Source organism: Lentzea sp. NBRC 102530, from assembly GCF_030269365.1.
Lineage (GTDB): Bacteria > Actinomycetota > Actinomycetes > Mycobacteriales > Pseudonocardiaceae > Lentzea.
On record NZ_BSTF01000009.1, the window covers coordinates 165,584 to 192,224 of the forward strand.

Below are 26,641 nucleotides of genomic sequence, written 5' to 3' on the forward strand. Positions count from 1 at the left end.
TATGGAACGCGTGAGCGCGCGCATCCTCGTCGCCGAGGACGATCCGAAGCAGTCGCACCTGATCAGGGCCTATCTGGAGCACGAGGGCCACAGCGTGCTGGTGGCGCGCGACGGCAGGGCGGCGCTCGACCTCGCGCGGTCGCGCACGCCGGACCTGGTGGTGCTCGACGTGATGATGCCCGAGGTCGACGGCCTGGACGTGTGCCGGGTGCTGCGCGCGGAGTCGCAGGTCCCGATCCTGATGCTGACCGCCCGCTCGACCGAGGCGGACCTGCTGCTGGGGCTCGACCTCGGCGCCGACGACTACGTGGTGAAGCCCTACAGCCCCCGCGAGCTGGTCGCGCGGGTGCGGGCGTTGCTGCGGCGCTCGGGCGCACCGGAGGTGAGCGGGCCGATCCGCGCGCTCGACGTGGAGATCGACCCCGACCGGTTCGAGGTGCGGATCGGCGGTGAGCTGGTGGCGTTGACCGCGAAGGAGTTCGAACTGCTGCGGGTGCTGGCGTCCGCACCCGGCCGGGCGTTCTCGCGCGGGCAGCTGCTGCAGGAGACGTTCGGGTTCGACCACAACGTGCAGGAGCGGACGGTGGACGCGCACGTGATGAACCTGCGGCGCAAGATCGAACCCGACCCGGCGGCACCGCGGTACGTGCTGACCGTGCCCGGTCGCGGCTACAAGTTCGCCGGATGAGCCGGTTCGCGCTCAAGATCGCCGCCCTCGTCGTCGTCACGGTCGTGGCGGCGGTGGCGGCGACGGCCTGGCTGACGTTGCGCGAGACGACGCGGCAGGTCGAGAAGTCCGTCGAGGTGGCGTGGCAGGAACTCGAGGAGGTCGCGCAGGAGGTCAGGCTGCAGGGTCTCCTGACGGGGTCGTGGGACGGCATCGACGCGCTGCTGCCCCCGCTGGCCCAGCGGCTGGGGCAACGGGTGCGGGTCGTGCTGACGGACGGATCGGTGCTCGCCGACACCCAGCCCGGTACGTCGCCCCGGCAGTCGGTCGCGGTGCAGACGCGGCCGGACTACGTCTTCTCCACCGAGATCGGCGCGCTCATCGCGATCGCCACCTACGAGGCCGGCCTGGAACGCGGCCGGTGCCTGCGGAAGGTGGGCAGCCGCGTCCGCGTCGAACAAGGCTCGAACAACGTGCCGGCCTTCGTCACGGACGACCCGGTGCCGGCGGTGTGCGTCCCGGCGGCCAAGGGCTTCACGCCCTCCAGCAACGAGTTCGTGTGCGGGAACGACAAGGGGTGCGTGATGCGCACCTATGGCGCCAGGTTCGCGGAACTCATGCCGCCGCCGGTGCTGGTGCAGGCCGGTGCGGTCGACCAGCCGCAGCAGGCGAAGGTGGCGCTGCTGCCGATCCTGCTCAGCGCCGGGCTCGTGGCGTTGCTCGCGCTCGTGGTGTCGTTGCTGATCAGCCGCGGCGCGTTGCGACCGATCAGCGCGCTGGCGGCGTCGGCACGGCGGTTCGGGGCCGGTGACCTCTCCGGGCGGGTGCCGGAGAAGGGCGACCTGGCGGAGCTGACCCGCGCGTTCAACGCGATGGCGGAGTCGTTGCAGCGCAGCCGGGAGCAGCAGCACAACATGATCGCCGACATCGCGCACGAGCTGCGCACGCCGCTCGCGAACATCCGCGGGTACATCGAGGGGGTGCGCGACGGGGTGCTGCCCGCCGACGACGAGCTGTACCGCTCGTTGTACGAGGAAGCCCTGTTGCAGCAACGACTCATCGACGACCTGCAGGACCTCGCGCTGGCGGAGTCGGGCTCGCTCGTCTACCACATGTCCACTGTGGACCTGGCAGACCTGCTGTCGACCTACCGCGCGGCCGGGGTGGTCGTCGACGCGCCGGAACCCGTCGTCGTGCACGCGGACCACGACCGGCTCCGGCAGGTCGTGGGCAACCTCGTCACCAACGCGCAGCGGGCGGGCGCGTTCTCGGTGACGTTGCGCTGCCGGGCGGAGGGGCCGTGGGCGGTGGTGGAGGTGGCCGACAACGGGTGGGGCATCGCCGCCGGGCACCTGCCGCACGTGTTCGACCGGTTCTGGCGCGCCGACAACGCCCGCGGCCGCGAGACCGGCGGGCGCGGGCTGGGGCTCGCGATCGCGCGGGAGATCATCACCGCGCACCGGGGGTCGATCTCGGTGGCGAGCGCGGTCGGGGTGGGCACCACGTTCACCGTGCGGCTGCCCCTACAGGGCGCCCCAGTCGCGTGACCTGAGGTGCTCGACGACGGCGTCGGTTTCGGCGGTCGTCGCGCCCTGGGTGACGACGTAGAGGGTGTTGAGCGGCGGGACCTCCGGGTGGTGCAGCTGTTCCACCGACCCGGCCGCGATCGCCGGGTCGGCCAGGTAGCGCGGCAGGGCCGAGACGCCGGCGCCCGCGACGACGGCCGCGAGGACCGCGCGCAGGTCGGGGACGGTGACGGCGACGGTGTTGCGCGGGCGTTCGCCGAACTCGCTGCGCCAGTAGCGGCGCAGGATCGGCAGGGTCGCGTCGTAGGCGACGAGCGGCAGGTGTTCGAGGGCGCGTCGCGGGTCTTCGCGCAGGAGTCGCCGGTCGACCGTCCTGGCCAGCAGGGGTGGGCCGACCAGCACGAACTCCTCGTCGGTGAACGGGGTGGCGGTGAACCCGGCCTGCGGTCGGATCGAGGACAGCACGACGTCGAGCCGTCCGGCTCTCAGTGCTGCGAGCAGGTCTTCGGCGAGGCCGAACGCGACCTCGAACCGAAGTCCCCTGCGGGTGAGCGGGGCGAGCGCGGGCAGGCCCCGGACCGTCATGAACTCGGCCGCTCCCCCGATCCTGACCGTGCCGTCGAGGGCCGCGTCGGGGTCGAGCGCGGTGCGGAGCTGGTCCAGGTGCTGACCGATCCTGCGGGCCAGGTCGTCGGCACGGGGTGTGGGGGTGACCCCACGGCTCCCCCTGGTGAACAGCGTGGTGCCGAGCCGGCCCTCCAGCTTGGCGAGCTGGCCGCTGACCGCGGGCTGGGTGAGGCCACGCCTGGTGGCCGCGCTGGTGAGCGAGCCGCCCCGGTAGATCTCCAGGAACGTCTCCAGCAGGTCCAGGTCCGTCAAGCGCTGAGCCATAAGGCAGCTTATAGCTCAATCTGCTCGTTCTGCTGATTTGTGATGTCCTGGGTGACATGAAGAAGCTGCTCATGGTCGTGTCCGCCGCCGACTCGCTGACGTTGGCGGACGGCACGAGCCACCCCACCGGGTTCTGGGCCGAGGAGGTCGTGGAGTCCGTCCGCGTGCTGCGCGAGGCCGGCGTGTCGGTGACCGTCGCGACGCCGGGCGGTGTCGCGCCCACGGTCGACAAGGCGAGTCTCGACGGCACGTTCGACGAAGCCGTCGCGTCGCTGGAGGATCTGCGCGCTCCCGCCGTGCTGGCCGATGTCCGTTCGGCCGATTTCGACGCGATCTACCTGCCGGGCGGGCACGGTCCGATGGCGGACCTGGCGTCCGACGCGGCGCTGGGCGCGTTGCTCGCGGAGTTCCACGACGGCGGCAAGCTGGTCGCGGCGCTGTGCCACGGACCGGCCGGGCTGCTGAGCGCGGTCCGCGCGGACGGCACGTTCGTGTTCGCCGGCAAGGAGATGGCGGTGTTCTCCGACGAGGAGGAACGCCAGGGCGGCCTGGCGGTCCCCTACTCGGTCGCCGGTCGGCTGGCCTCGCTCGGCGCGCGGATCTCGTCCGGTGAGCCGTGGTCGAGCACGGTGGTCGTGGACGGCGGGCTCGTGACGGGCCAGAACCCGCAGTCCACCGTGGCCACCGCCGCCCGCGTCGCCTCGCTCCTCTAGGCCCGAGCGGCCTCGACCTTCACCCGCACCACCTGGTGGTCCCGCGCGAACACCGTGCTCATCTCATACGAGCACTTGCACCACTGCCAGCACCGCCAGCAGCGCGGGACCCCGACTCAACTGCACGATGAGCCCCAGCGGCGTGGGACCGAACAGCCCGAAATCGACGATCGCGGCACCGTAGTCCACCGGCGGCCGGGTGGCGATCCGATACACGACGGCCAACGCGCCCACCGCCGAGATCACCCCGTTCAGCGGCGACACGTGCGGCGTGAACGCCGTGGTGGCCGCACACCAGACGACGGCGCCGACCGCCGGAACCACCAGGTGCGCCAACCGAAGCTGCCGATCGGGCACCCCGAGCGCCCGCCGCAGTGCCCGCGACCGGCACACGGCCTTGAGCCCGGCCGCCAACCGATCGGTGGCGAAGAACGCGGCGACGACCTGCACGGCGGCAACCGCGTTCTCCTCGCCGCCCAGCGCCACGAGTGCCGGAGCGGGCAGGAGCGCGGCCCAGACGAGGACCGCGTGGGGAGCCCGCCGCACCCTCAGGACATCGGTCCACGCCAAGGCGACGACGCGCGACCGCGGACCGGTCAGCCGCGCCGACCTCACCCGCCCCAGGGCACGTGCACGCCGTTCGGCCAGCACGGCGCCCAGCAGGGCGAGGTCGAACCAGCTGACCGACACCCGCGCCACCCCGGCGAGAGCGGCACCGGCGGCGAGGTCGGCCCGCCGCAGCCGTCCCGCGGACACGACCGCCACCGCCGCCAGTCCGAGCGCCAAGCCGCACGCGACCACCGCCGCCCCAAGCCCACCGGCCCCACCGCTCACCCCCAGCGCGCCACCCAGGTCAGCCCCACCCGGCACCCCACCGACCGCGCTCGGCACCCCGTCCGAGCCCAGCACCTCACCCCGCCCGGCGGGCACCAGCAACGCCACCACCGCCAGTCCCACCACCCCGCTCAGCCACCCCTGCGGCGCGACCCCGACCCGTTGCAGCACCACGGCCCCGGCCACCACCGCCACCCCGGCAGCCGCTCCCAGGACCACCGCGACCACCGGCGGCACGACCGCCCCCACGACCCCGAACACCACGGCGGGCCACACCGCACCCACCGCCGCCCCTCCCACCAGCACCAGCCCCAGCCGAGGCCGCAACACCCCACCCCGCGACACCGGCGTGCTCACCACCCAGAACATCCGGTCGGCCCCCACGAACACCGGCCCGAACGCCAACGCCACCTTCATCAGCACGGCGGCACCCACCACTGACAACCAGAGCGCCGTCCACGCGCTCCCCGCCTGGGGTGTCTTGGCCAGCCCGGCGGACACCAGCCCGTACCCGACCGCGCCGATGATCGAGACGTTCACCAGCCGCGCGTACAGCCGGGTCACCCGCAACCGCCACGGCACCGGCACGGCCAGTCGCCGGGCGACGGCGAACGCGCTCACAGCGTGACGGTCCTGCACGCCACCGCCTCCACGAGACCGGCGTCGTGCGACGCGAACACCACGGCCACCCCTGCCGCCTTCTCCGCCAGCAACCGGTCCCTCAGCCACGCGCGGCCGGCGGCGTCGAGGCGTTGCTCGGGTTCGTCGAGCACGAGCACCGATCGCGGCCGCACGAAACAGGAGGCCAGCCCGAGCCGGTGCCGTTGCCCGGACGACAACGTGGGCGGCAGCTGGTCCGCCACACCCTCCAGCCCGAGTTCCGCCAGCACGCCCCCGACCTCCACCGAGGACCCGTGCAGCCACGCGAGCAACCGCAGGTGCTCCACCACGGACACGTCGGGGAAGTAGTCGGCGTCGTCCAGCAGTGAGGCGACCGCACCCCGGAACGCGGCCGACGACTCGTCCAGCTCGGCACCCTCGAACAGCACCGATCCCGTGTCCAGCACCTCGGCCCCCACCAGGCACCGGAGCAGCGTGGACTTGCCCGAACCGTTCGCGCCCACCACCGCGACGGCCTCGCCGGGACCCGCGACGAACGTCAGACCTGCGAAAACGGGGACTCCGCCGTAGCCGAAGCCGGCGTCCCCCACGCCGAGCGACATGTGATCAGGGTAATGGGAATGGATCCGGCCCCCGTGCGTTACAGTAGATGCAGACGCATTAGTCACCAGTGAGTGACCGAAGACAGAAGGAGGCGGGTGCCGTGCAGTTCGGAATCTTCTCGGTGAGCGACATCACCAGGGACCCGGTGAGCGGCGAGACCCCCAGCGAGGCCGAGCGGATCGACGCGATCGTGCAGATCGCCGAGAAGGCCGAGGAGGTCGGGCTCGACGTGTTCGCGATCGGTGAGCACCACAACCCGCCGTTCTTCTCGTCCTCGCCGACCACGCTGCTCAGCCACATCGCGGCGAAGACCAAGAAGCTCACGGTCAGCACCGCGACGACGCTGATCACCACGAACGACCCGGTGCGCATCGCCGAGGAGTACGCGATGCTCCAGCACCTGGCGAAGGGCCGCATGGACCTGATGCTGGGCCGCGGCAACACCGCGCCGGTCTACCCGTGGTTCGGCGCGGACATCCGGCAGAGCCTGCCGCTCGCGCTGGAGAACTACAACCTGCTGCACCGGTTGTGGCGCGAGGACGTCGTGGACTGGGAGGGCAAGTTCCGCACGCCGTTGCAGGGCTTCACCAGCACGCCGCGGCCGTTGGACGACCTGCCGCCGTTCGTGTGGCACGGCTCGATCCGCACGCCGGAGATCGCGGAGCAGGCCGCCTACTACGGTGACGGGTTCTTCGCGAACAACATCTTCTGGCCCAAAGAGCACTACATGCGGCTCATCAAGTTCTACCGCCAGCGGTACGCGCACTACGGCCACGGCACGGAGAAGCAGGCCATCGTCGGTCTCGGCGGCCAGGCGTACATCGCGAAGCGGTCGCAGGACGCGCTGAACGAGTTCCGCCCGTACTTCAACGAGGCCCCCGTTTACGGTCACGGGCCGCGGATGGAGGACTTCATGGAGCAGACGCCGCTGTCGGTCGGCAGCCCGCAGGAGGTCATCGACAAGACGCTGACGTTCCGCGAGCACTTCGGCGACTACCAGCGCCAGATGTTCCTGATGGACCACGCCGGTCTGCCGCTCAAGACCGTGCTGAACCAGCTCGACCTGCTCGGCGAGGAGGTGGTTCCGGTGCTGCGCAAGGAGATCGAGGCGCGTCAGGACCCGGAGACCGCGAAGCCGCCGACGCACGCCAAGCGACTGAAGGACAAGTACGGCGACGGCCCGGCCCGCCAGCCGAAGCCCAACGCCAACCGGGGTGACAACGTCACGGGCGGATCGCCCTACCAGGATTCGGAATGACCAGGGCGAACGAGGCGTGGGAGTCCCTGATGAGGGCGTACTCGGTGTTGATGAAGCAGTTCAACGCCGAGGACATCTGGGGCGACCTGACCATGCGGGAGTACGACGTGCTCTACCAGCTGTCCAAATGCGACGGTCCACTCCGGATGAGCGAGCTGAACCGCCACGTGCTGCTGAGCCAGCCGGCGTTGTCCCGCATGGTCGAACGCCTCGTCGAACGCGGCTACGTGGAACGCTGCCCCGACCTCGGCGACCGCAGGGGTGTGCGCCTGTCGCTCACCCCCGCGGGCCGGGAGACCCAGCGCCGCATCGGCTCTCCACACGCCCGCAGCGTCACGCGCGCCCTGGGCGTGCTGACACCGCAGGAACTAGACCAGCTCGCCGCGATCACCGGCAAGCTCAGCCAGAGCGAGGAGTAATGGGCCAGAACTTCCAGCTGGTGGTGGTGTCCGCCGGCACCAGCGACCCGTCGTCCACCAGGCTGCTCGCCGACCGCGTGGCAGGCCGCGTCACCACCCTCGCCGGCAAGAAGGCGCAGACCGTGGGCACGTCCGTCGTCGAACTGCGCGAACTGGCCTCCGAGATCGCGAACGCGCTGGTGTCCAACCACATCGGCCCCAAGCTGCAGAAGGCGATCGCCACCCTGCAACGCGCGGACGCGATCGTCGCGAGCACCCCGGTCTACAAGGCGGGCGCGAGCGGCCTGTTCACGTCGTTCTTCCAGATCCTCGACAACGACCTGCTGATCGCGAAGCCCGTGGTGCTGGCCGCGACCGCCGGCACCGCCCGGCACGCGCTGGTGGTGGACGACCAGATGCGCGGCCTGTTCGCCTACCTGCGCACCGTGGTCGTCCCGACCTCGCTCTTCGCGTCCACCGAGGACTGGCAGGACAACGGCCTCAACAAGCGCATCGACCGCGCGGCGCTGGAACTCGTGGCGCTGATGACCTCGGGTTTCGAGAAGAGCGTCCGCGACGAGTCGTGGGGCTCCTACCAGCACGAGTACGGCAGCGCGGGCGGCACCGAACTGTCGATCGACCTGGACTCGGACCTGATGAAGCTGGCCGCGGGCGGCTCGGCCGGCCAGAAGTCGGCCGGCTAGCGGTCCGCGCCCGCGAGCACTCCTCGTTCACGCGGCGCCCCTCTGGACGTGCCTGGCCCGCTGACCGGGCCAGGCACGTCCTGCGGGACTACCGGGCCAGGTGGGCCTCGACGTCCTCGAACTCGACGACCTGCCGCACCTCGATCGAGATCTCCTCGACGCCGGCGAAGCAGGTGACGTACTCCTCCGCCACCGCCGTGGCCGCGGCCAGGTCATCGGCGCCGATCAGCAGGAACCCGCCGACGACCTCCTTGGCCTCGGCGAACGGGCCGTCGGTCGACCTGACCGCCGTCCCGCGCCTGCGCACCACCGCGCCCGTCGGCTGGACGCCCTCGGCGCCGAGCATCACCCCGTTCGCGGTGAGCTTCTCGACGAACGCGTTCATCCGTTCGACCAGCTCGGGCGTGGGCTCCCACGAAGCCGGGTCGTCCTGCTGGACCCGGTGGATGAGCATGAACCGCATGGTCTCTCCTCGTTGTCGACTGGCGGCGTGCATCACCGCCACCCCTGCGTCGATCGACGTCACGGAGCTTTCGACATTTTCGCCACGACTGCCACACGAGTTCTTCGCGGCCATTCACGCCCCTGCTCCTGCGTCCCGCGCGTACCCGCTCAGGTGACGAGGTGGTGCGCGGTGCGCAGGGCGAGCGCGGCCATCGTGATCGACGGGTTGGACGTGCCGAGCGACGGCATGCTGCCGCAGCCCACCGCGTACAGGTTCGGGTGGTCCCAGCAGCGTTGCCACTGGTCGACGACGGACGTGCGCGGCGAGGTGCCCATGACGTGCGTGCCGCCGCTGTGGCCCGCACCCCAGTACCGCAGCGGCTCGCCTTCGTGCTCGAAGTACCTCTCGTCGTCCGGTTTGTAGGACGTGTGGTCGTCGGCGTTCAGCAGTTCGAAGAGGCGGTCCGAGGTGCGTTTCGCCGCGCTCAGGCCGTCTTTCACGTAGTCCGACAGTCCGTAGTGGAGGGACGGGCGCGGGTTGCCCAGCGCGTCCCGTTCGGCCGCCAGCGTGACGCGGTTGCGCGGGTCGGCCTCCTGCTCGATCTCGAACTGGAGGGTGAACTGGCGGCTCACGCGCTCCGCCACCGCTTCCCGCAACGCCCTGCCGCGCAGGCCCGCCGCCACGAACTCGGCCGTGTCGGAGTCGGGGCTGCCGGCCGACCAGCCCCAGCCCCAGTTGCCGATCTCGATGCGGAACGGCGCGCGAACAGCGCGTTCCGGACCGCCGCGGAACGCCTCGATGCCCGTCGTGGAGCCGGGCCCGCGGAACGGGCCGATCGCCTGCGGCATCAACGCCCAGGTGAGCAGCACGGGGTGGTCCATGAGGTTGCGGCCGACCTGGTCGCTGCTGTTGGCGAGCCCGGACATGAGCAGCAGCTTGGCGTTCTCGATGGCGTGCGCGGCCAGCACCACCACGTCGGCTTCCGCCACGTGCTCCGTGTGCCGCGCCGACGTGTCGTCCTGGTAGCGCTGGTAGCTGACCTTGGTGACGCGCCCGAACTCGTCCGCGTGCACCCGGTTCACGACGCACCGGGTGCGCAGTTCGACGTTCGCCGGCCAGGTGCTCTGGGTCTTGTGCGGCGTGTACTTGGCGTTCTCGGGACAGATCGGCACGCAGCTCGCGAAGCCGGCACACCGGTGGCCCGCCGGCTCGTAGCCCGCGACCGGGACGCCGTTGCGGGCCTGGGGTGTGCCGGTGACGCGCAGCACCCGCCCGCCGATCCGCTGACCGTCCACAACGGACGCCACGGCGTGGTCGAGGAACGTGCGCGGCAGGGCGTGCATCGGGTAGCGGTAGTCGTCCGGGACGGGCAGGTGCTGCCGCTGCTCGTCGGCGTCGGCCGCGATCCCGATCGCCCACTCGGCCGCGCGGTAGTGCGGTTCCAGCTCGGCGTAGGTGATCGGCCAGCTGCGGCCGCGGCCGAGGTCGCCGGTGTGGAAGTCCTCCGGCAGCATGCGGGGCGTGATGCCGGTCCAGGCCGTGCCGGTGCCGCCGTTGATCCGCAGGTAGGGGCTCGGGTAGTCGAACGGCCCGGTGTTGATCAGGTAGTCGCTCGACGGCGCGGCCGCGGTCGTGCGGTACGGCCGGAGCGGCGTTTTCGCGGTGGCGGTGCGGAACCGGGTGACCGCGTCGGCGTTGACCTCGGTGCCCGCCTCCAGGACCAGCACGGTGAACCCGTTGTCCCCCAGCACTTTCGCGACGAGGGAACCGGCGAACCCCGCGCCGACGACCACGGCCCTCATCGTCTGGGCCTGGGTCTCTGCTCCCAGCTGCCGAAGCCCGGTGGCCGCGTGCCGGGCGGAGCCACGCCCACCGCCTTCCAGGCGAGGCCCTCGGCGTAGGCGCGCTCGTCCGGGATCACCCCGCGCCAGACCCCGGTGTACCAGAGCTGGATGATCTCCTCGTCGGGCGCGCCGTCGGCCAGTGCGCGGTAGGGCTCGACCAGTCCGGTCGACCTCAGCTCCTCCACCGAGAACCCGGTCAGCTCGGCGGACAACTCCACGAAGGCGTCCATCGCGCCATCCTCGGGCGGCGCCACCGCCCGCACCAACCGATGCGGGCGAGGCTCACCCGCGTGGCGCAACGGGTTCAGCCCCGCGGCGGGACCTGCATCTCGCCGAGCTCGGACCAGTCGTCCTGGTCGACCGACTGGCTGACGATGCGCGGGGTCTCGGCCAGGTACTGCGGGAGTTCCCGCTGGGCGGTCTTGAAGTGCTGCGAGTTCACGTGGGCGCCGCCCGCGTCGCCGTCGCGGAACGCCTCCACCAGGACGTACTCGTTCGGGTCGTCGAGGCTGCGGGACCAGTCGAACCAGAGGCAGCCGGGTTCGGCGCGGGTGGCCTCGGTGAACGGCCCGCTGATCCGCGGCCACGCCTCGGCGTGCTCGGGCAGGACGCGGAACTTGGCGGTGATGAAGATCAAGGCAGCCTCCTCGGTGGTGCGTTCGGAGTCGACCCTAGTCCGCGACGACCTGTGGGCCGGGTGCGGTCTCAGGCGCGCGGGACCCACGAGCCGTCCGGTCCCAGGGTGAGGCGTTGCGGGCCCTGCGCCGCCATCTGCGCGACGATCGCCGCCATCTCGGCCTCGCGCTCGGCCTGGTCCGGCCGGATCACCCGGAACCCGTGCATCAGCAGGTCGGGCGACGATTCGGCGGTGAACCCGAACAGGTGGAGGGCGATCGACTCGGCGAGTTCGCCGGAGTCCTGGGACTCGGCGCTGTGCGAGCGGAGCAACGTGCCGTCGGCAGTCCATTCGGCGTAGGCGAGCCAGCCCGAACCCGAGTGCTGGGCGAAGACGGTCAGCGGCCGGTTGTCCGCGTAGTCGAGGACGTGCTCCGGCGCGGGGACCGTGGCCAGGTCCTGGTCGCACACGATCGTGGCATCCGGGAGGACGGCGACGTAGGCGTGGCCGTCGGGCGGGTAGATGTCGTCCGCCAGGTCGCCGTCGTCCACCGGTTCGACGACGCGGTCCGGGTGCAGTGCCCGGATCACGGCTTCCGCCACCGAACGGTCCGGGTCACCGCCGTGCCGCAGTGCTCGTGCGTCACCGAACACCACCATCGCCGCCTTGGCACCCACCTGTGTTCCTCCCCCTGCGAGGTCGTCCAACCTGCGCGATCATCCCCTGCGTGCCCGAGATGATCGACACCCGCAGGCGGAACCTGGTCGTTGCGGCCGTGCTGCTCGCCATGTTGCTGGCCGCCCTTGATCAGACCATCGTGTCCACGGCCCTGCCCACGATGGTGGCCGATCTCGGTGGTGGCGCGCACCTTTCGTGGGTGGTGACGTCGTACCTGCTCGCCGAGACGATCATGACGGTGCTGATCGGCAAGTTCGGCGACCTGTACGGGCGCAAGAACACGTTCGTCATCAGCGTGGCGTTGTTCCTGGTGGGGTCGTTCTTCGCCGGGTGGTCGGAGTCGATGGGGACGCTCATCGCGTTCCGGGCCGTGCAGGGGCTCGGGGCCGGCGGGCTGATGGTGACGTCCACGGCGATCATCGCGGACGTGGTGCCGCTCAAGGAACGCGGGAAGTTCCAGGGGTTCGCCGGGGCCGTGTTCGGCATCGCGACGGTGGCCGGGCCGTTGCTGGGCGGGCTGTTCGTCGACCACCTGAGCTGGCGGTGGGCGTTCTACGTGAACATCCCGCTCGGGATCGCGGTCGTGCTGGTGGCGCTCGCGGCGTTGCCGACGATCAGGACCGACGGCAAACCGAAGATCGACTACGCCGGCATCGCGCTGATCGCGCTGGCGGCCACCGGGTTGACGCTCGTCACGAGCTGGGGCGGGACCGAGTACGCGTGGACCTCGCCGACGATCCTGTGGATGGCGGCCGGGTCGGTGGTGCTGCTCGTGGCGTTCGTGCTGGTGGAACAGCGGGCGGCCGAGCCGATGCTGCCGATGCGGTTGTTCCGCGGCCGGGTGTTCACGGTGTCGGGGATCCTGAGCTTCGTGGTCGGGTTCGCGATGCTCGGCGGCATCACCTACCTGCCGATCTACCTGCAGTACGTGCGCGGCGAGTCGGCCACCGCGTCCGGGTTGTGGATGCTGCCGTTGATCGCCGGGCTGATGGCCACGGCGCTGCTGACGGGCAACACGATCAGCCGGACCGGGCAGTACCGGCTGTTCCCCATCATCGGGTCGGTCGTGCTGACGGCCGGGTTGTTCCTGCTGTCCCTTCTGGACGCCGGGACGAGCTACTGGGAGATGGGCGCGTTCATGGTCGTGCTCGGTGCGGGCATCGGCCTGGTGATGCAGGTGCCGGTGATCGTCGTGCAGAGCACCACGAACTACAGCGACCTCGGCGTGGCCACGTCCGGCATCAGCTTCCTGCGGACGATGGGCAGCTCGTTCGGCGTGGCGATCTTCGGCACGATCTACGCCAACCAGCTCCCGAAGCACTTGGTGGTGCCGCAGGGGGTCGACCCGCGGGCCATCGCGAGCCCCGCCGCGGTGCACGCGCTGCCGGACGCGCTGCGGGCTCCGATCGTCGCCGGGTACGCGGAGACCGTGCAGATGATGTTCCTCATCGCCGCGCCGATCGGGCTGGTGGCGTTGCTGGTGGCGTTCTTCCTGCCGCAGGTGCAGCTGCGTGACACGTCCCGGGCCGCGGCCGCCGGCAACAGCGGGGTCGGCGAGAGCTTCGCGGCACCGCCGTCGAACTCCTACGACGAGCTGCGCAAGCTGGTGTCGACCGTGGTCGCGAGGTCCGGCGAGGACCCCGGACCGGCGGTGCTGCGGCGGTCCGGAGTGGACCTGCCGCTCGAACAGGCGTGGCTGCTGGGCCGCGTGTACAAGGCGTCGACCGACGACGGCGTGGCCACGCTCGACGAGATCGCCGAGATGACGCACGTGCCCGGCGGCATCTTCGCCCCGACCGCGCAGGAGCTGGTGCGGTCCGGGCTGCTCGCGTTCACCGACGACGGGTACCGGTTCACCGACCGGGGCGCCGGGGTGTTCGAGCAGCTCGTGCGGGCGTGGCGGCGCTGGCTGATCGACCAGCTGCGGGACTGGCACGAACCGGACCAGCGCGACTTCGCCCAGGCACTCGACTCCTTCACCGACGAGCTGATCGAGAGCGGCCGGCAGCTCAGCCGGGTCTAACGCCGGGCGAGCAGGGCCGTGGCGTCCGCGTCACGGCCCTGCTCCCGGTACAGCTCCAGCGCCTGGTCCCAGGTCTCCCGCGCCTGCTCCGCCTCCCCCGCCGCCGCGTGCACGTCGCCCAGGTGTTCCAGGACGGTGGCCAGCTCGGCCGAGTTGTCCAGCTCCCGGTACAGCGCCACGGCCTCGCGGTAGTGCGCGACGGCGTCGGCGTGCCGGCCGTCGTGGTGGGCGATGTGCGCGAGACTGTCCAAAGTGGCCGCCGACCCCTCGGCGTGGCCGAGCCTGCGGTTGAGCCGCATGGCGTCCTCGCAGAACGTGCGGGCCTCCGCGTACCGGCCGAGGCAGGCGTAGCGCCAGCCGACCTCGTTCAACGACTCGGCCACGCGGATCTCCTTGTCCACCAGGCGGAACTTCTCCAGCCCCGCGAGCGAGTGCGCCAGCGCCTTCTCCAGGTCGCCCTCGAACTCGGCCGCCCAGGCGATGGCCCGGTGCGCGCCGCCGTGCGCCTCGTGGTCGTCGGTCTCCTCGAACATCTCCAGGCTGCGCTCGAAGTGGCTGTGCCCGAGCGGGGACTGGCCCACCTCGACGTAGTTGGCGCCCAGGCACATGTGGGCGGTGCCCTGCTTGAGCGAGTCACCCAGCGCCTCCGCGGCGCTCAACGCCACCAGCCACGCCTCGGTGTCGTCGTGGGTGCGGCCGCGGCGGAGGTGGTAGTTGTTCAGCGCCCGGCCGATCAGCCAGGCCACGTCGAACTCCTTGCGCTCCAGCGCGTGCCGTTGCTCGGTGAGCAGGCAGGCGTGTTCGGCGTCGAACCACGCCATCGCCGCCGCGTTGCCGCCGAACGCCAGCGCGTGGTCGCTTTCGTGTTCCGGCAACACCTTGTGCGGTTCCAGGGCGAGCGCGGCGGCACGGGTGGTGGCGGCGTAGAAGTCGGCGAGCCGGGTGCCGGCGTCGGCGGGCAGGTCCGCCGCGTACAGGCGGACGAGGTCGTGCATGCGGTAGCGGCCCGGCACGTGCTGCTGCACGAGGTGCGCGTTCTCCAGCTCCCGCACCAGCATCCGGGTGCGTGAGGCCGGCCGGTCCAGCAGGGCGGCCGTGGCGGCGAGGCTCACGTCGGCGGTCCGCACGGTGCCGAGCAGCCCGAACGCCCGCGCCGCCTCGTCCGACAGCGCCGCCACGGACCACGAGAACACCGCGCGCAGGTTCGTGCCGATCTCCCCCGCGTCGAGGGCGTCCAGCGGCTGGTCGCGCAGTTCCTCGGCGAACGCGGCCAGCGGGAAGTCCGGTTCCATCGCGGCGCGGGCGGCGACGATCGACAACGCGAGCGGCAGCCCTCCGCACCAGGTCACCAGGTCGGTGACGACGGCGGGTTCGGCCGTCACCCGGGCGGCACCGAGTCGCGCGACGAGGAACTCGTGGGCCTCGGCGGGGTGCAGGACGTCCAGCGAGACGGATCGGGCGCCGTGCGCGGCGACCAGGCCTGCGAGCTTGAGCCGGCTGGTGACCAGCACCGTCGCGTCCGAGCCCGGCAGCAGCGGCACGACCTGCTCGGTGGACCGGGCGTTGTCGAGCACCACCAGCAGACGCCTGCCCGCGGCGACGCTGCGGAACCGGGCCGCCCGCGCGTCCAGCCCGGCCGGGACCGTCTCCTCCCCCAGCGCCTCCAGGAACTCGCGCAGCACCGTCTCCGGTGCCGTCGGCGGGGCGGACGGGTCGAAGCCGCGCAGGTTCACGTACAGCTGGCCGTCGGGGAACTCGCCGAGGTGCCGGTGGGCCCAGTGCAGTGCCAGGGCGGTCTTGCCCATGCCGCCGGAGCCGCCGATCGCGGTGATCACGACGGTTCCGGACGGGCCGAGCGCGGCCAGTTCACCCGCGCGCCCGGTGAACCACGGGTGCGGCGCGGGCAGCTGACGCGGGCCGGACGGACGTTCCTCCTCGCTGCCCGCGAGGATCCGCTGGTGCAGGTCCTGCAACGGCTTGCTCGGGTCCGCACCGAGTTCGTCGGCGAGGCGGCAGCGCACGACCTCGTAGTGCCGCAACGCCTCCGCGTCGTTGCCCGTGCGGTGCAGCGCCAGCATCAGTTGCGCGGCAAGGCGTTCGTCGTGCGGCAGCTCGTCGGCACGCAGCCGCAACGACGGCAGCAGCTCGGTGTGCCTGCCCCGGGCCAGGGCAGCGTCGTTGCGGTCGAGCTCGGCGGCGAGGCGTTCGGCGTGCAGGCTTTCGCGGTACGCGTCGAACCACGGGGAGTCCAGCCCGTCGAGCGCCTCGCCCCTCCACAACGCGAGCGCGGAGTCGAACTCGCGCTCCCGCACCGATGCCCGGAAGCGGAACAGATCCACCCTCGATGGATCCACCTCGAGGCGATATCCGGCGGGTGAGCGTTCGATGTCCAGGTCGAGCACCTTGCGCAGCTTCGACACGTACCCGTAGAGCGTCTCGCGTGCCCGCAGAGGTGCCCGGTCGCCCCAGACCCGGTCGAGCAACCGGTCGACCGGGACCGGCCGTCCCTCCTCCAGCAGCAGCGCTACCAGCACGGATCGTTGCCGGACGTGGCCGATCTCGACCGACTCGCCCCCGTGGCGCACCTCGACGGCGCCGAGCAGCCCGAACTCCAAGATCACCCCTCAGCCAGTGGATTCAAGGTTCATCCTAGGTTCGTCCTTGATCAAAAGGGCAACGTCGGCGGCGGCGGGCCACCCGGCCCGCCGGGACATCTCCCGGAATTGAAGATCGAGGGGTATTTCGTGAAGTCTCGCAACCTGATCCTGGCCGCCGCGGGTCTGGGGCTCGCGCTCACCGGCATCGCACCGGTGGTGGCCGGCGCGGAGACCTCCGGTGACGTGTCCGTCCAGGCGACCCACCGCAAGTCGGCCGCCTGCGCCTCGCCGAGCGGCCAGAAGATCAACATCTCCTGGGGCGACGGCAGCGTCACCACGACGGTCTACTACAACAACCACTGCAACCAGAACCGCGCGATCGAGCTGGAGTTCGTGCGCGAGAGCGGTGAGCGCTTCAACAAGTGCTTCGTCGCGCCCGCCAAGACGAAGAGCAGCAAGAAGATCGACAACAGCAACCCGAACAAGGTGTCGATCCTGAGCCGCTCCACCTGCCCGTGATCGGCAGGTAGCAGGGGGATGGAGGGCCCCGCGAACAATCCGTTCCGGCAGCCCGGCCACACGGGGCCCTCCACCATCGGCGCAGCGAAAGATCACCCGAGCGGACCAGGGCGAACCCGTTCCTCCACATGCGACCCTGAAGTCGTGAGGACCACGCGAATCGGGTCGTTCAACGTGGAGAACATGTTCGAACGCCCCAAAGTGATGGGCCGCAACGCCACCAAGCACGCGGCTCCGATCCTGGCCGCCCACGCCCGTTTCAACGAACTCATCGCCGCCGAGACCTACACCCCGGAAGTCAAGGAAGAGCTCAAGGAACACCTGGCGACGCTCGAGTTGCTCAGGGGTGACCGGAGCAGGTACGCGATCCTGCGGCGCATCCGCGGCCGGTTCCTCGCGCGCCACCGCACCGGCGAAACCTCAGTCGTGGCAAGCGGTCGCGAGTCCTGGGTCGGCTGGGTGGAGCTGACCACCGAACCCATCAGCGAACTCGCCACCCGCCACACCGCGCAGGTGATGCGCGACGTCGGCGCGGACGTCCTCGGCGTCGTCGAGGCCGAGTCGCGCGAACTGCTGCACATGTTCTCCGCCAGCATGCTCAAGCACGTCGGCTGGACCCCGTACGAGGAGGTCCACCTGATCGACGGCAACGACGAGCGCGGCATCAACGTCGGATTGCTGACCAGGGAAGAACATCAGGTCATCACGATCCGGACGCACGTGTACGCGCGCGACAACTCGGGCGTCATCTTCTCCCGCGACTGCGCCGAGTACCACGTCCGCACGCCCGCGGGCCCCGAGGTCGTCGTGCTCGTGAACCACCTGAAGTCCAAGGGCTACGGCTCCCCCGGCGACCCGATCGGCGCCCGCCGCCGGTTCCGCCAGGCCGTCCGGATCGCCCGCATCGTCAACCGGCTGCGCGACGAGGGCCACGAGCACATCGCTGTCGTCGGCGACCTCAACGACACCGCCGACAGCGAGTGCCTGCGGCCGTTGTTCCAGCGCACCGGCCTGCGCGACATCAGCGAGCACCCGAACTTCGACTGGGACCACCGGCTCGGCACGTACCGGGGCGTGGGCGAGAAGGGCAAGATCGACTACGTCCTGCTCACCCCGGAACTGTTCGCCAAGGCCACCGGCGGCGGTGTCTTCCGCAAGGGCGTGTGGCGCGGCCCGCGCACCAAGAACCGTTGGGACGTCTACGAAACCATGACCGCCGAGGTGCATGCGGCGAGCGACCACGCCGCCATCTACGCCGACATCGACTGGAACCTCTGAGCGCTCGGCCGGAAGCCCTGTCCGTGGTCGCGCTCGCTTCACGAGCACGCTTCACGAGCGCGTTTCACGTTGTTGGAGTGCACGCGGGGAGCTTTCGTTCGCACTGAGCGCACGCGAGGTCCCCGCGTGCGGCCGGAAACGTGAGGGTGGCTCGGGTGGGTGTGCACAGGACTTCCGGGCAGTCGCTCAGAGGAGCTCGACCGTCACCTTGACGGTGTCGCCAGGCCCGACGTCGTTCTTCTTGCGCACGGCGGCTTTCACCGGCAGCACGTAGCAGCCCGACTGCTTGTCCGGGAACACCGACGTCGACCACGTGCTCGCCCCGAGCCCGGCGCGGACCTTCACCGCGCCGAAGCCGGGGCCGGGCGCGGCGACGTCGCGGATCTGGTCCGAGACGTCCTCGGGCAGCGTCACGAACGTCCAGGTCTCGGTGCGGCGCGCGTCCCAGATCCAGAGTTCCGCGTCGAAGACGAACATCGGCCCATTCTTCACAGGGGTGCGCTGATCCGGAACTCGGCGTCGAACCGTGCGGCGAGGCGGTCGCCGAGTCCGTCCGGCGCCCACTGCCGCACGAGGCCGAGGAACCCGGCCAGGTCGCGCTGGACGCCCTCCAGGTGCGCGGGGACATCGGCGAGCGGGATCTCGCAGGCGGGCCCGTCCGTGTGTTCGACGTCCTGCCACAACCGCGCCACGCCGTCGCGGAACTCCAGACCTGGATCCGGGCTGTGCCCGAGCCACGGCTGCTCGCCGTCCACGAGGCACGACCAGCCACGCCACTCCTCGAGCCCCGCGCAGCAGCCGGGCTCCACCTGGACGCCCGCCGCGGTGTCCCGCACGCGCAGTCCTCCCGCCATGATCAGGCATTCCTGCTCCAGCAGCCCGGCGTACGGCTGCGAGGCGCGGTTGTACTCGCCGATGGCCGCGAGCGCCGCGTCGAACGCCGCGCGCGACATCTCTCCGGACAACTCGATGTGACTCCCGGTCACCTCGATCACTGGGCGAAACTCAATCACTCACCCATTATGGTGACGAAGGCCACCGACCATTTCGGTCGGTAAACCTACCGAATCGGTTGGTGAACGCCGTAAAGTCGGTTGCATGCCACGACAGCCCAGGACCGGGGTCGACGAGAAGATCCTCGACGCCGCCGCCGCGCTCTTCGCGCGGCACGGCTTCGAGCAGACCTCGTTGAAGTCCCTCGCGGACGCCGTCGGCCTGTCCAAGGCGGGCCTCCTGCACCACTTCCCGAGCAAGGAAGCTCTCTTCGAAGCGGCGTGGGAGCAGAGCCACATCCTCACGCGACACGTCCTGGACCTGGTCAAAGACATGCCCGCGGGACCGCAGAGGGACCGCAGGGCGCTGGAGTTGCTGACCGACTACGCGCTCGACCGGCCGGGCATGGTCGCCCTGCTGTTCCGGACGATGACGGCACCGGGCGAGGACCCGCAGCAGGCGCAGGACGAGCTGCTCCTCAACGAGATGTTCGTCATCGACCCCGCTCAGGAACTCCCCCGCGCGATCCGCATCGTCGGCGCGCTCAGCTCCATGGCCGTGCTCACCCTCTTGGCCAACCAAGAGGGTGACAAGACGACGTGGCGCCCCTTGATCCTCGCTACCTGTTACGACGCACTCGGGCACCAGGAGGCCTGACCATCATGGCGAAACTGCTCTACAAACTGGGAATGGGCACCCACCGGCGCCGCGTTCCGGTCGTCCTGATCTGGCTGCTCGTGCTGATCGGCTCCGGCGTCGGCGCGTTCACGCTCGGCGGTGAGACGTCCAACTCGATGTCGATCCCCGGCCAGGAGTCCACGACCGCCCTGGAGCGCATCCAGGAGACGTTCGGCTCCGGCGAGACCGCGCAGGCCAAGGTCGTCGTGCAGGCTCCGGACGGCCAGAAGCTGCCGCAGCACGTCAAGGCGATCACCGACCTGGTGGCCGACGAGGCGGCGCTCAAGGGCGTCACGTCCGCGACGAACCCGCTGGACCCGGCCGCGCCGAGCGTCAACCGCGACCTCAACGTCGGCTACAGCACCGTCACCTACGACGTGAAGCCCGGCGAGGTCACCGACGAGCAGCGCGCCGAGCTCACCAAGGCCGTCGACAAGGCGCGCGCGGCGGGGCTGACCGTCGAGCTCACCGGCACCGCGATGCAGGAGACGCCGCACGTCGGCGGCATCACCGAGGCCATCGGTGTCGTGCTCGCGCTGGTCGTGCTCGCGCTGACCTACGGCTCGCTCGTGACCGCCGGCATGAACCTGCTGAGTGCCGGCATCGGCGTCGGCATCGGCACGCTCGGCATCACCATCGCGACCGGGTTCATGGACCTGCAGTCGACCACGCCGATCCTCGCCTCGATGCTGGGTCTCGCGGTCGGCATCGACTACGCGTTGTTCATCATCAACCGCTACCGCCAGGAACTGCGCCGCGGCTCGGACGTCGGCCACGCCGTCGCGACCGCCGTGGGCACCGCCGGGTCGGCCGTCGTCACCGCCGGTCTGACCGTCGTCATCGCGCTGGTGGGCCTCGCGATCGCGGGCATCCCGTTCCTCACGCAGATGGGCGTCTCGGCCGCCGCCACGATCGTCGTCGCGGTCCTGATCGCGATCACGCTCGTGCCCGCGGTGCTGAGCATGCTCGGCCGCCGCGTGCTGACCCGCAAGGAGCGCGCCGCCACCGCCGAGAACCCGGTGGAGCCGAAGGACCGCGGTGTCATCCGCGGCTGGGCCGGTGCGATCACCCGCAACCGCGTCGTCGCGCTGCTGCTGTCGGTCGTCGCGCTCGGCATCGTCGCGATCCCGGTGGCGTCCATGGACACCACGCTCATCCAGAAGCCGCCGGCCGGCTCCACCCAGGAACGCGCGGACCAGATCCTCGCGAAGGGCTTCGGCGAGGGCTTCAACGGCCCGATCATCGTCCTGTTCGAGGGTGACGGCGCCGCCGCGACGGCCACCAAGGCGTCCGAGCCGATCGCGAAGCTGTCCGACGTCGCCCTGGTGACGCCCGCCCAGCCGAGCCAGGACGGCCGCTCCGCGCTCGTCACCGTGATCCCGAAGTCCGGCCCGGACACCGTGGAGACCGAGAAGCTCGTCGCCGACCTGCGCGCCGAACTGTCCGGTGTGGAGGGCGGCAAGGCCTACGTCACCGGTGCCACCGCCGTCAGCGTCGACGTGGCCACCTCGCTCGACAAGGCGCTGCCGATCTACCTCGCGGTCGTCGTCGGCCTCGCCCTGGTGCTGCTCATCCTGGTGTTCCGCTCGCTGCTGGTGCCGCTGGTCGGCGTCCTCGGCTTCCTGCTGACGATCGGCGCGTCGCTCGGCGCCACGGTCGCGGTGTTCCAGTGGGGCTGGCTCGCGTCCGCGGTCAACCTCGACGGCACCGGCCCGTTGATCAGCCTCACGCCGATCCTGGTGATCGGCATCCTGTTCGGCCTCGCCATGGACTACCAGATCTTCCTGGTGTCCCGGATGCACGAGGCGCACCACCGCGGCGCCAAGCCGATGGAGGCCATCACCACGGGCTTCCGCCAGGCGGCACCGGTCGTCGTGGCCGCGGCGCTGATCATGTTCTCGGTGTTCGCGGGCTTCGTCCCGGCGGGCGAGCCGACCGTGAAGTCGATCGCGTTCGCCCTGGCCGTCGGCATCTTCGTGGACGCGTTCGTGGTCCGCATGGTGCTGGTGCCCGCGGCGCTCGCCCTGCTCGGTGAGCGCGCCTGGTGGCTGCCGAAGTTCCTGCGCTGGCTGCCGGAACTCGACGTCGAGGGCACCGCGCTCGACGAGCTGGACGACAGGAAGAAGCAGGAGCCGGTCTCGGTCGGCTAACCCGCTCGCAAAGGCCGGTCCACGTCGTGGGCCGGCCTTTGTGCTGTCAGCTGGTCGCGCACCCAGCGCGCGACCGTGCGCGGGGGAGGTTCGACGGCACCGGCGAGACGCGCCACGACCGTCAGGTCAGCGCCCTCCTCGACGGCGATCGCCCAGCCGCGGCCCTCGGTCCACAGCAGAGCGACGTCACCGGAGTGGCCGGGTACGGAGCCGTCGACGGCGACGTACACCCGCAGCGGTTTGACGTCCTCGACGCACGAGGACTCCCCGCTCAACCCGAGCTCCCGCGTGACCCTCAGTGCGTAATCAAGCGCTTCCACGTCGCCCTCCGTCCAACCGGGGTAGCAACGCCGACTGCTTGACGCAGAGCGCGGTTACCCCGGTGGGCGGAACGCAAACTCAGTCCGCGGCCTTGACCTCGTTCTTCACGTACGTGCCGTGCAGCTCGACCGGCTTGGCGTTGCGCCGGGCGCGCATGCGCAGGTTCAGGAACTCCACGAACACCGAGAACGCGATCGGCCCGTACACGTACCCCTTCGGGATGTGCTGGTCGAAGCCCTCGGCGATCAGGCTGCCACCGATCAGCAGCAGGAACGACAGCGCGAGCATCTTCACCGTCGGGTGGCGGTTCACGAACTCCGAGATCGCCTTGGCGGAGAACAGCATCACGACCATCGCGACGACCACGGCCGCGATCATGATGCCCAGCTCGTCGACCATGCCGACCGCGGTGATCACCGAGTCGAGCGAGAAGACGATGTCCAGCACCAGGATCTGCGCGATCACCCCGGCGAACGAGACGACCTTGCGCTCCTTGGCGTGGTCCGCGCCTTCCAGCTGCTCGTGGATCTCGAACGTGGCCTTGCCGAGCAGGAAGAGCCCGCCCAGCAGCAGGATCAGGTCACGTCCCGATATCTCCTGGCCGAACACCGTGAACAACGGTGCCGTCAGCCCGATCACCCACGCCAGCGAGGCGAGCAGGATCAGGCGCGTGACGAGGGCCAGCGAGAGGCCCACGACCTGGGCCTTGCGCCGCTGCTCCTCCGGCAGGCGCCCGGCCAGGATCGAGATGAAGATGACGTTGTCGATGCCCAGAACGATTTCGAGCAGCAGCAGCGTCGCGAACGCGACCCACAGCTCCGGGCTCGTCATCCACTCCATCAACGGGTCCTTTCAGGTCGTGGGCTGCGCGGGAACCGCTACTCGCCTTCGAACTCGCCGAAGTCCTCGAACGCGTCGTCCATCATCTCGCCGACGACCATGCCGCCGACGACACCGGCGGCACCGGCCGCGATGACCGTGCCCATGCCAGGACCGCTGCGGTGGTGGCCGCCGTGGTGCCCATGGTGGCCGTGCTGGTCGTAGCCGTGCTGCTGGCCGTACCCGGGCTGACCGCCGAACGCGGGGTTGTGCCCGCCGAACGCCGGGTTCGCGTGGCCGCGCTGCGCGATCTGGGCCAGCCAGCCGTTGATCGCCGACGCCCAGTCGGTGCCCTGCGCCTCCTGGTGCGAGGCGCGGAAGTGACCGAACGAGTCACCGCCCGACGAGAACATGCCGCCGCGCTTGTCGGCCTCGAGGATCACGTACAGCTCGTGCGGGTTCGCCACGAACGTGAGCTCGACCTGCTGGATCTGCCCCGCGAACTGCCCCGGCGGGAAGAACTCGATCTCCTGGTAGAAACCCAGCTCCTGCGGCACGCCGTGCAGGCGGCCGGCCTCGACGTCCGCGCTGCGGAACGAGAAGCCGAGCTGCCCGAACGCGTTGAGCACCGCGTCCTGCGACGGCAGCGGGTGCACCAGGATCGGGTCGAGGTCACCCTTGTCCGGCGCGCCCGCGATCACGAGCTCGGTCCGCACGCCCACCGTCATGCCGGGCAGCTGGCCACCGCCGACCGCCGTGATCGGGGTCTCCCACGGGATCGGCAGCTGGAACGGCACCGAGACGGGCTGGCCCGCCGCGACCCGCACGCCCTGCGCCACGACGACCCGCAGGAACTCGGACACGCCGCCGTACTCGTGGTCACCGTGCTCGACCTCGACGCGGGTGACGAGCGACAGCACGACCTGGCCGATCTCGGCGTCCGCGCTGCCGCCCTGGATGCGCACCTGCCCGGTGACGACCTGACCGGGCGTGGCGTGCGGCGAGTCCAGGACGGTGTCGACAGACGGGCCGCCGACGCCGAACGCGCTGAGCATCCGCTTGAACATGGTGCGTTTCCTCTCTAGGAAACTCCGGTCAGCGGACGCTGACCGGACGGGTGTCGGTTTCGTCCTCGAAGTCGCCGATCAGCTCTTCGAGGAGGTCTTCGAGTGCGGCAATACCGGTGTTTGACGGCCGCTCCTCCGGAGACGGCGGCTCGTTCGCCGGGAAGTCGGCCGTCCGGCGCGAACTCGCATCCGTGTCTTCGGCCACCATGGCGAGCTGGGCGCGGGCTTCTCGCATTGCCGTTACCGCCTGGGCCACCGGCATCGACGCCGGAAGCGTGAGCACTGGGCCCATCAGCTCACGGGCCGAGGGATTCTCGCCGCGAGCCGTGGCGCGCATGGCCTCGCGGATGTGCACGAGGCCCACGTAGGCGCCGCTCGCATCGGTGACCGGGAAGCGCGACCGTCCACACTGGAGGCTGCGCTGCTCGATCTCGCGGGCGGTGACGTCCTCGGTGACCGTCGACGTGTCGGCGATCGGCACCATCACCTCGCGCACGGTCGTGCGCTGGACCTGGAGCATCCTGGTCAGCAGCCGCTGCTCGGCCTCGGGGATGAGGCCGTGCTCGGCGGACTGGCGCAGCAGCATCCGCAGGTCGTCCGGCCGGTGCGCCTGCGCCAGCTCGTCCTGCGGCTCCACCTTCAGCAGGCGCAGCAGGGCGTTCGACACCGCGTTCAGCCCGCTGAGGAGCCAGCGGACCGAGCGGGCGAACGCGCGGAACGGCAGCGCCAGGATCAGCGCGGAGCGCTCGGGGTGCGCGATGGCCCACGACTTGGGCGCCATCTCGCCGACGACCATGTGCAGGAACACCACCAGCACCAGGCTGATCGCGAAGGCGATGCCGTAGGCGAACGCCTCGGGCAGGCCGGTCCACGCCAGCGCCGGTTCGAGCAGGTCCGCGACGGCCGGCTTCGCCAGCGCGCCGAGACCCAGGGTGCACAGCGTGATGCCGAGCTGCGCGCCCGCGAGCATCAGCGAGAGTTCGCGGACGCCGGCCACGGCGGCACGGGCCGCGCGGGAGGTTTCGGCGGCCTGCTCCAGCCGGTGCCGCTTCGCCGCGATCAACGCGAACTCGGCGGCCACGAAGAAGCCGTTCAACGCCAGCAACAACACGGAGATCGCGATGCTCATCGGGACAACACCACCGTGTCGGGGACGTTGCGCGCGACGGTGGTGACCACCAGGCGCACTCCGTTCATCTCGATCTCGTCACCGGCCTCGGCCACGCGGCCGAGCTGGTGCAGCACCAGGCCGGACACCGTGTCGTAGGCGTCGTCGGCGGGCAGTTCCACGCCGGTGGCGTCCTCGACCTCGTCGAGGCGCATGCGGCCGGGCACGCGCCAGTCCTCGCCGACCTTCTCGATCATGGCGGGCACCTGGTCGTCCTCGTCGTGGATCTCGCCGACGAGTTCCTCGGCCAGGTCCTCCAGCGAGATCACGCCGGCGAACCCGCCGAACTCGTCGACCACGCAGGCGAGCTGGCGGCGTTCGGTGCGCAGCCGTTCGAGCACGGCGGGCAGCGGCAGCGTCGCCGGGACCACGAGCGCGGGCGAGGCGATCTTCTCGATCGCCGTCGTGGACCGCTGCTCGGGCTCCAGGGTCAGCACCTCGGCGAGCCCCACGACGCCACGCAGGTCGTCGAGGTCCTCACCGACCACGGGGAACCGCGAGTTACCGGTGTCCAGCAACGAGACCACGCGCGAGGCGGGCTCGTCGAACCGCACGGTGTGGACGTTCACGCGGGGCGTCATCGCCTGTTCCGCGACGAGTCCGCGGAACCCGATGCCGTGCTCCAGCAGCCGGGTCAGCTCGGGGTCCAGGTGCCCCTGCTCCCCCGCGTCCTCCACGATCTGGCGGAAGTCCTCCGGCGTCGCGCCCTGCGGCAACTCCTCGACGGGCTCGATGCCGATCGCGCGCAGCAGCCGGTTCGCGGCCGCGTCGAACAACCGGATCACCGGTCCGGCGATCTTGAGGTACACGAGGGTCGACCCGCTCAACGCGAGCGCGAGCTGCTCGGGCCGGGCGATCGCGAGGTTCTTCGGCAGCAGCTCACCGAGCACCATCTGCACGAACGTCGCGAACGCCAGCGCGATCACCATGGAGCCGGGGATGCCGAGGCCGGCACCGAGCAGCGGCTCGGCCACGTACCCCACGAGCAGCGCCGTCACCGTGATGCCGAACTGGGCACCGGACAGCATGAACGAGAGCTTCTGCGTCACGCGATAGGCACGTTCGGCGGCCTTCGAGCCGCCCTCGGCCATCTGCTGCAAACGGCCGCGATCGACCGCCATGTACGCGAACTCCTGGGCAACGAAGTACCCGGTGGCCACCGTCAGCACCACGATGGCGAGCAAGCCGGATGCGATCAACAAGGCGCACCCGGCCCAGTACTACAGCCGT

27 protein-coding genes are annotated in these 26,641 nt (G+C 70.7%); 11 read left to right on the top strand and 16 right to left on the bottom strand.

Annotation, left to right across the window (positions count from 1 at the left end):
• Positions 1-10 precede the first annotated feature (10 nt).
• Together QSK25_RS24545 and QSK25_RS24550 are read left to right on the top strand one after the other, a co-directional pair.
• Positions 11-688 carry a response regulator transcription factor gene (locus QSK25_RS24545; protein ID WP_285641582.1) on the top strand — a complete coding sequence of 226 codons (678 nt, stop codon included), beginning with the start codon at positions 11-13 and terminating at the stop codon, positions 686-688.
• Positions 685-2,214 carry a sensor histidine kinase gene (locus QSK25_RS24550; protein WP_285641583.1) on the top strand — a complete coding sequence of 510 codons (1,530 nt, stop codon included), beginning with the start codon at positions 685-687 and terminating at the stop codon, positions 2,212-2,214. The genes QSK25_RS24545 and QSK25_RS24550 overlap by 4 nt, the downstream gene beginning before the upstream one ends.
• On the opposite strand, the gene QSK25_RS24555 is transcribed toward QSK25_RS24550, so the two are convergent.
• Positions 2,191-3,084, bottom strand: a complete 894-nt coding sequence (locus QSK25_RS24555) for a LysR family transcriptional regulator (protein WP_285641584.1) — start codon at positions 3,082-3,084, stop codon at positions 2,191-2,193. The two genes, QSK25_RS24550 and QSK25_RS24555, sit on opposite strands and share 24 nt — an antisense overlap.
• Positions 3,085-3,140: 56 nt before the next feature.
• On the opposite strand from QSK25_RS24555, the gene QSK25_RS24560 reads away from it, so the two are divergent.
• Positions 3,141-3,797, top strand: a complete 657-nt coding sequence (locus QSK25_RS24560; protein ID WP_285641586.1) for a type 1 glutamine amidotransferase domain-containing protein — start codon at positions 3,141-3,143, stop codon at positions 3,795-3,797.
• A 63-nt stretch (positions 3,798-3,860) separates the two neighbouring features.
• On the opposite strand, the gene QSK25_RS24565 is transcribed toward QSK25_RS24560, so the two are convergent.
• Entirely contained in the window at positions 3,861-5,252 is a 1,392-nt protein-coding gene (locus QSK25_RS24565; protein ID WP_285641588.1) for a DUF6297 family protein, read from the bottom strand.
• Positions 5,249-5,854 carry an ABC transporter ATP-binding protein gene (locus QSK25_RS24570; protein WP_285641590.1) on the bottom strand — a complete coding sequence of 202 codons (606 nt, stop codon included), beginning with the start codon at positions 5,852-5,854 and terminating at the stop codon, positions 5,249-5,251. Before QSK25_RS24570 ends, QSK25_RS24565 begins: the two co-directional genes overlap by 4 nt.
• A gap of 101 nt (positions 5,855-5,955) precedes the next feature.
• Between QSK25_RS24570 and QSK25_RS24575 the strand changes: the two genes are divergently transcribed.
• From QSK25_RS24575 to QSK25_RS24585, 3 genes are read left to right on the top strand one after another with little or no spacing between them, the layout of a single operon-like run.
• Positions 5,956-7,113: an LLM class flavin-dependent oxidoreductase gene (locus QSK25_RS24575; protein ID WP_285641593.1), complete on the top strand. Its 1,158-nt coding sequence runs from the start codon at positions 5,956-5,958 to the stop codon at positions 7,111-7,113.
• Positions 7,110-7,532 (top strand): MarR family winged helix-turn-helix transcriptional regulator, encoded by a 423-nt coding sequence (locus tag QSK25_RS24580; protein WP_285641596.1) that lies wholly within the window; start codon positions 7,110-7,112, stop codon positions 7,530-7,532. The genes QSK25_RS24575 and QSK25_RS24580 overlap by 4 nt, the downstream gene beginning before the upstream one ends.
• Positions 7,532-8,215: a CE1759 family FMN reductase gene (locus QSK25_RS24585; RefSeq protein WP_285641598.1), complete on the top strand. Its 684-nt coding sequence runs from the start codon at positions 7,532-7,534 to the stop codon at positions 8,213-8,215. Before QSK25_RS24580 ends, QSK25_RS24585 begins: the two co-directional genes overlap by 1 nt.
• A gap of 88 nt (positions 8,216-8,303) precedes the next feature.
• On the opposite strand, the gene QSK25_RS24590 is transcribed toward QSK25_RS24585, so the two are convergent.
• From QSK25_RS24590 to QSK25_RS24610, 5 genes are all read right to left on the bottom strand, one after another.
• Positions 8,304-8,678: a YciI family protein gene (locus QSK25_RS24590; RefSeq protein ID WP_285641601.1), complete on the bottom strand. Its 375-nt coding sequence runs from the start codon at positions 8,676-8,678 to the stop codon at positions 8,304-8,306.
• A gap of 149 nt (positions 8,679-8,827) precedes the next feature.
• The gene (locus QSK25_RS24595) at positions 8,828-10,462 is read right to left on the bottom strand and encodes a GMC family oxidoreductase (RefSeq protein WP_285641602.1); all 1,635 of its coding nucleotides are present in this window, start codon (positions 10,460-10,462) and stop codon (positions 8,828-8,830) included.
• The gene (locus tag QSK25_RS24600) at positions 10,459-10,734 is read right to left on the bottom strand and encodes a hypothetical protein (protein ID WP_285641604.1); all 276 of its coding nucleotides are present in this window, start codon (positions 10,732-10,734) and stop codon (positions 10,459-10,461) included. The genes QSK25_RS24595 and QSK25_RS24600 overlap by 4 nt, the downstream gene beginning before the upstream one ends.
• Positions 10,735-10,808: 74 nt before the next feature.
• Positions 10,809-11,141: a putative quinol monooxygenase gene (locus QSK25_RS24605; protein WP_285641606.1), complete on the bottom strand. Its 333-nt coding sequence runs from the start codon at positions 11,139-11,141 to the stop codon at positions 10,809-10,811.
• A 68-nt stretch (positions 11,142-11,209) separates the two neighbouring features.
• Positions 11,210-11,797 carry a DUF6928 family protein gene (locus QSK25_RS24610; protein WP_285641608.1) on the bottom strand — a complete coding sequence of 196 codons (588 nt, stop codon included), beginning with the start codon at positions 11,795-11,797 and terminating at the stop codon, positions 11,210-11,212.
• 59 nt (positions 11,798-11,856) lie between these two features.
• Between QSK25_RS24610 and QSK25_RS24615 the strand changes: the two genes are divergently transcribed.
• Positions 11,857-13,821, top strand: coding sequence for an MDR family MFS transporter (locus QSK25_RS24615; protein ID WP_285641887.1), 1,965 nt, complete (start codon positions 11,857-11,859; stop codon positions 13,819-13,821).
• Here QSK25_RS24615 and QSK25_RS24620 read toward each other — a convergent pair.
• Positions 13,818-16,436 carry an AfsR/SARP family transcriptional regulator gene (locus tag QSK25_RS24620; RefSeq protein ID WP_285641610.1) on the bottom strand — a complete coding sequence of 873 codons (2,619 nt, stop codon included), beginning with the start codon at positions 16,434-16,436 and terminating at the stop codon, positions 13,818-13,820. The genes QSK25_RS24615 and QSK25_RS24620 overlap by 4 nt on opposite strands.
• Before the next feature lie 129 nt (positions 16,437-16,565).
• Here QSK25_RS24620 and QSK25_RS24625 point away from each other — a divergent pair, with 129 nt between their 5' ends.
• Both QSK25_RS24625 and QSK25_RS24630 read left to right on the top strand, forming a co-directional pair.
• Positions 16,566-16,937 (top strand): hypothetical protein, encoded by a 372-nt coding sequence (locus QSK25_RS24625; protein WP_285641612.1) that lies wholly within the window; start codon positions 16,566-16,568, stop codon positions 16,935-16,937.
• A gap of 144 nt (positions 16,938-17,081) precedes the next feature.
• On the top strand, positions 17,082-18,215 hold the full coding sequence (locus QSK25_RS24630; RefSeq protein WP_285641614.1) for an endonuclease/exonuclease/phosphatase family protein: 1,134 nt from the start codon (positions 17,082-17,084) through the stop codon (positions 18,213-18,215).
• A 186-nt stretch (positions 18,216-18,401) separates the two neighbouring features.
• Here the strand turns inward: QSK25_RS24630 and QSK25_RS24635 are convergent, their stop codons facing one another.
• The gene (locus tag QSK25_RS24635; RefSeq protein ID WP_285641618.1) at positions 18,402-18,692 is read right to left on the bottom strand and encodes a DUF1905 domain-containing protein; all 291 of its coding nucleotides are present in this window, start codon (positions 18,690-18,692) and stop codon (positions 18,402-18,404) included.
• An 11-nt stretch (positions 18,693-18,703) separates the two neighbouring features.
• Positions 18,704-19,210: a hypothetical protein gene (locus QSK25_RS24640; RefSeq protein WP_285641621.1), complete on the bottom strand. Its 507-nt coding sequence runs from the start codon at positions 19,208-19,210 to the stop codon at positions 18,704-18,706.
• A 103-nt stretch (positions 19,211-19,313) separates the two neighbouring features.
• Between QSK25_RS24640 and QSK25_RS24645 the strand changes: the two genes are divergently transcribed.
• The gene (locus QSK25_RS24645) at positions 19,314-19,865 is read left to right on the top strand and encodes a TetR/AcrR family transcriptional regulator (RefSeq protein ID WP_285641623.1); all 552 of its coding nucleotides are present in this window, start codon (positions 19,314-19,316) and stop codon (positions 19,863-19,865) included.
• Between the two features lie 5 nt (positions 19,866-19,870).
• Positions 19,871-22,036: an MMPL family transporter gene (locus QSK25_RS24650; RefSeq protein ID WP_285641625.1), complete on the top strand. Its 2,166-nt coding sequence runs from the start codon at positions 19,871-19,873 to the stop codon at positions 22,034-22,036.
• Here QSK25_RS24650 and QSK25_RS24655 read toward each other — a convergent pair.
• From QSK25_RS24655 to QSK25_RS24675, 5 genes are all read right to left on the bottom strand, one after another.
• On the bottom strand, positions 22,033-22,356 hold the full coding sequence (locus QSK25_RS24655) for a DUF6292 family protein (RefSeq protein WP_285641626.1): 324 nt from the start codon (positions 22,354-22,356) through the stop codon (positions 22,033-22,035). The genes QSK25_RS24650 and QSK25_RS24655 overlap by 4 nt on opposite strands.
• Before the next feature lie 79 nt (positions 22,357-22,435).
• Positions 22,436-23,197, bottom strand: a complete 762-nt coding sequence (locus QSK25_RS24660) for a TerC family protein (protein WP_285641628.1) — start codon at positions 23,195-23,197, stop codon at positions 22,436-22,438.
• A gap of 38 nt (positions 23,198-23,235) precedes the next feature.
• Positions 23,236-24,243, bottom strand: a complete 1,008-nt coding sequence (locus QSK25_RS24665) for a sporulation protein (RefSeq protein WP_285641631.1) — start codon at positions 24,241-24,243, stop codon at positions 23,236-23,238.
• Between the two features lie 28 nt (positions 24,244-24,271).
• Positions 24,272-25,372, bottom strand: coding sequence for a hemolysin family protein (locus tag QSK25_RS24670; RefSeq protein ID WP_285641633.1), 1,101 nt, complete (start codon positions 25,370-25,372; stop codon positions 24,272-24,274).
• A complete protein-coding gene (locus QSK25_RS24675; protein ID WP_285641635.1) occupies positions 25,369-26,610 on the bottom strand; it encodes a hemolysin family protein in 1,242 nt (413 codons plus the stop codon). Before QSK25_RS24675 ends, QSK25_RS24670 begins: the two co-directional genes overlap by 4 nt.
• Positions 26,611-26,641 lie beyond the last annotated feature (31 nt).

Coding starts and splice junctions, on each gene's coding strand:
- QSK25_RS24665 (WP_285641631.1), bottom strand. CDS start 24,243: ATGTTCAAGCGGATGCTCAGCGCGTTCGGCGTCGGCGGCCCGTCTGTC.
- QSK25_RS24585 (WP_285641598.1), top strand. CDS start 7,532: ATGGGCCAGAACTTCCAGCTGGTGGTGGTGTCCGCCGGCACCAGCGAC.
- QSK25_RS24650 (WP_285641625.1), top strand. CDS start 19,871: ATGGCGAAACTGCTCTACAAACTGGGAATGGGCACCCACCGGCGCCGC.
- QSK25_RS24580 (WP_285641596.1), top strand. CDS start 7,110: ATGACCAGGGCGAACGAGGCGTGGGAGTCCCTGATGAGGGCGTACTCG.
- QSK25_RS24645 (WP_285641623.1), top strand. CDS start 19,314: ATGCCACGACAGCCCAGGACCGGGGTCGACGAGAAGATCCTCGACGCC.
- QSK25_RS24560 (WP_285641586.1), top strand. CDS start 3,141: ATGAAGAAGCTGCTCATGGTCGTGTCCGCCGCCGACTCGCTGACGTTG.
- QSK25_RS24660 (WP_285641628.1), bottom strand. CDS start 23,197: ATGGAGTGGATGACGAGCCCGGAGCTGTGGGTCGCGTTCGCGACGCTG.
- QSK25_RS24635 (WP_285641618.1), bottom strand. CDS start 18,692: ATGTTCGTCTTCGACGCGGAACTCTGGATCTGGGACGCGCGCCGCACC.
- QSK25_RS24600 (WP_285641604.1), bottom strand. CDS start 10,734: ATGGACGCCTTCGTGGAGTTGTCCGCCGAGCTGACCGGGTTCTCGGTG.
- QSK25_RS24555 (WP_285641584.1), bottom strand. CDS start 3,084: ATGGCTCAGCGCTTGACGGACCTGGACCTGCTGGAGACGTTCCTGGAG.
- QSK25_RS24615 (WP_285641887.1), top strand. CDS start 11,857: ATGATCGACACCCGCAGGCGGAACCTGGTCGTTGCGGCCGTGCTGCTC.
- QSK25_RS24550 (WP_285641583.1), top strand. CDS start 685: ATGAGCCGGTTCGCGCTCAAGATCGCCGCCCTCGTCGTCGTCACGGTC.
- QSK25_RS24590 (WP_285641601.1), bottom strand. CDS start 8,678: ATGCGGTTCATGCTCATCCACCGGGTCCAGCAGGACGACCCGGCTTCG.
- QSK25_RS24595 (WP_285641602.1), bottom strand. CDS start 10,462: ATGAGGGCCGTGGTCGTCGGCGCGGGGTTCGCCGGTTCCCTCGTCGCG.
- QSK25_RS24570 (WP_285641590.1), bottom strand. CDS start 5,854: ATGTCGCTCGGCGTGGGGGACGCCGGCTTCGGCTACGGCGGAGTCCCC.
- QSK25_RS24670 (WP_285641633.1), bottom strand. CDS start 25,372: ATGAGCATCGCGATCTCCGTGTTGTTGCTGGCGTTGAACGGCTTCTTC.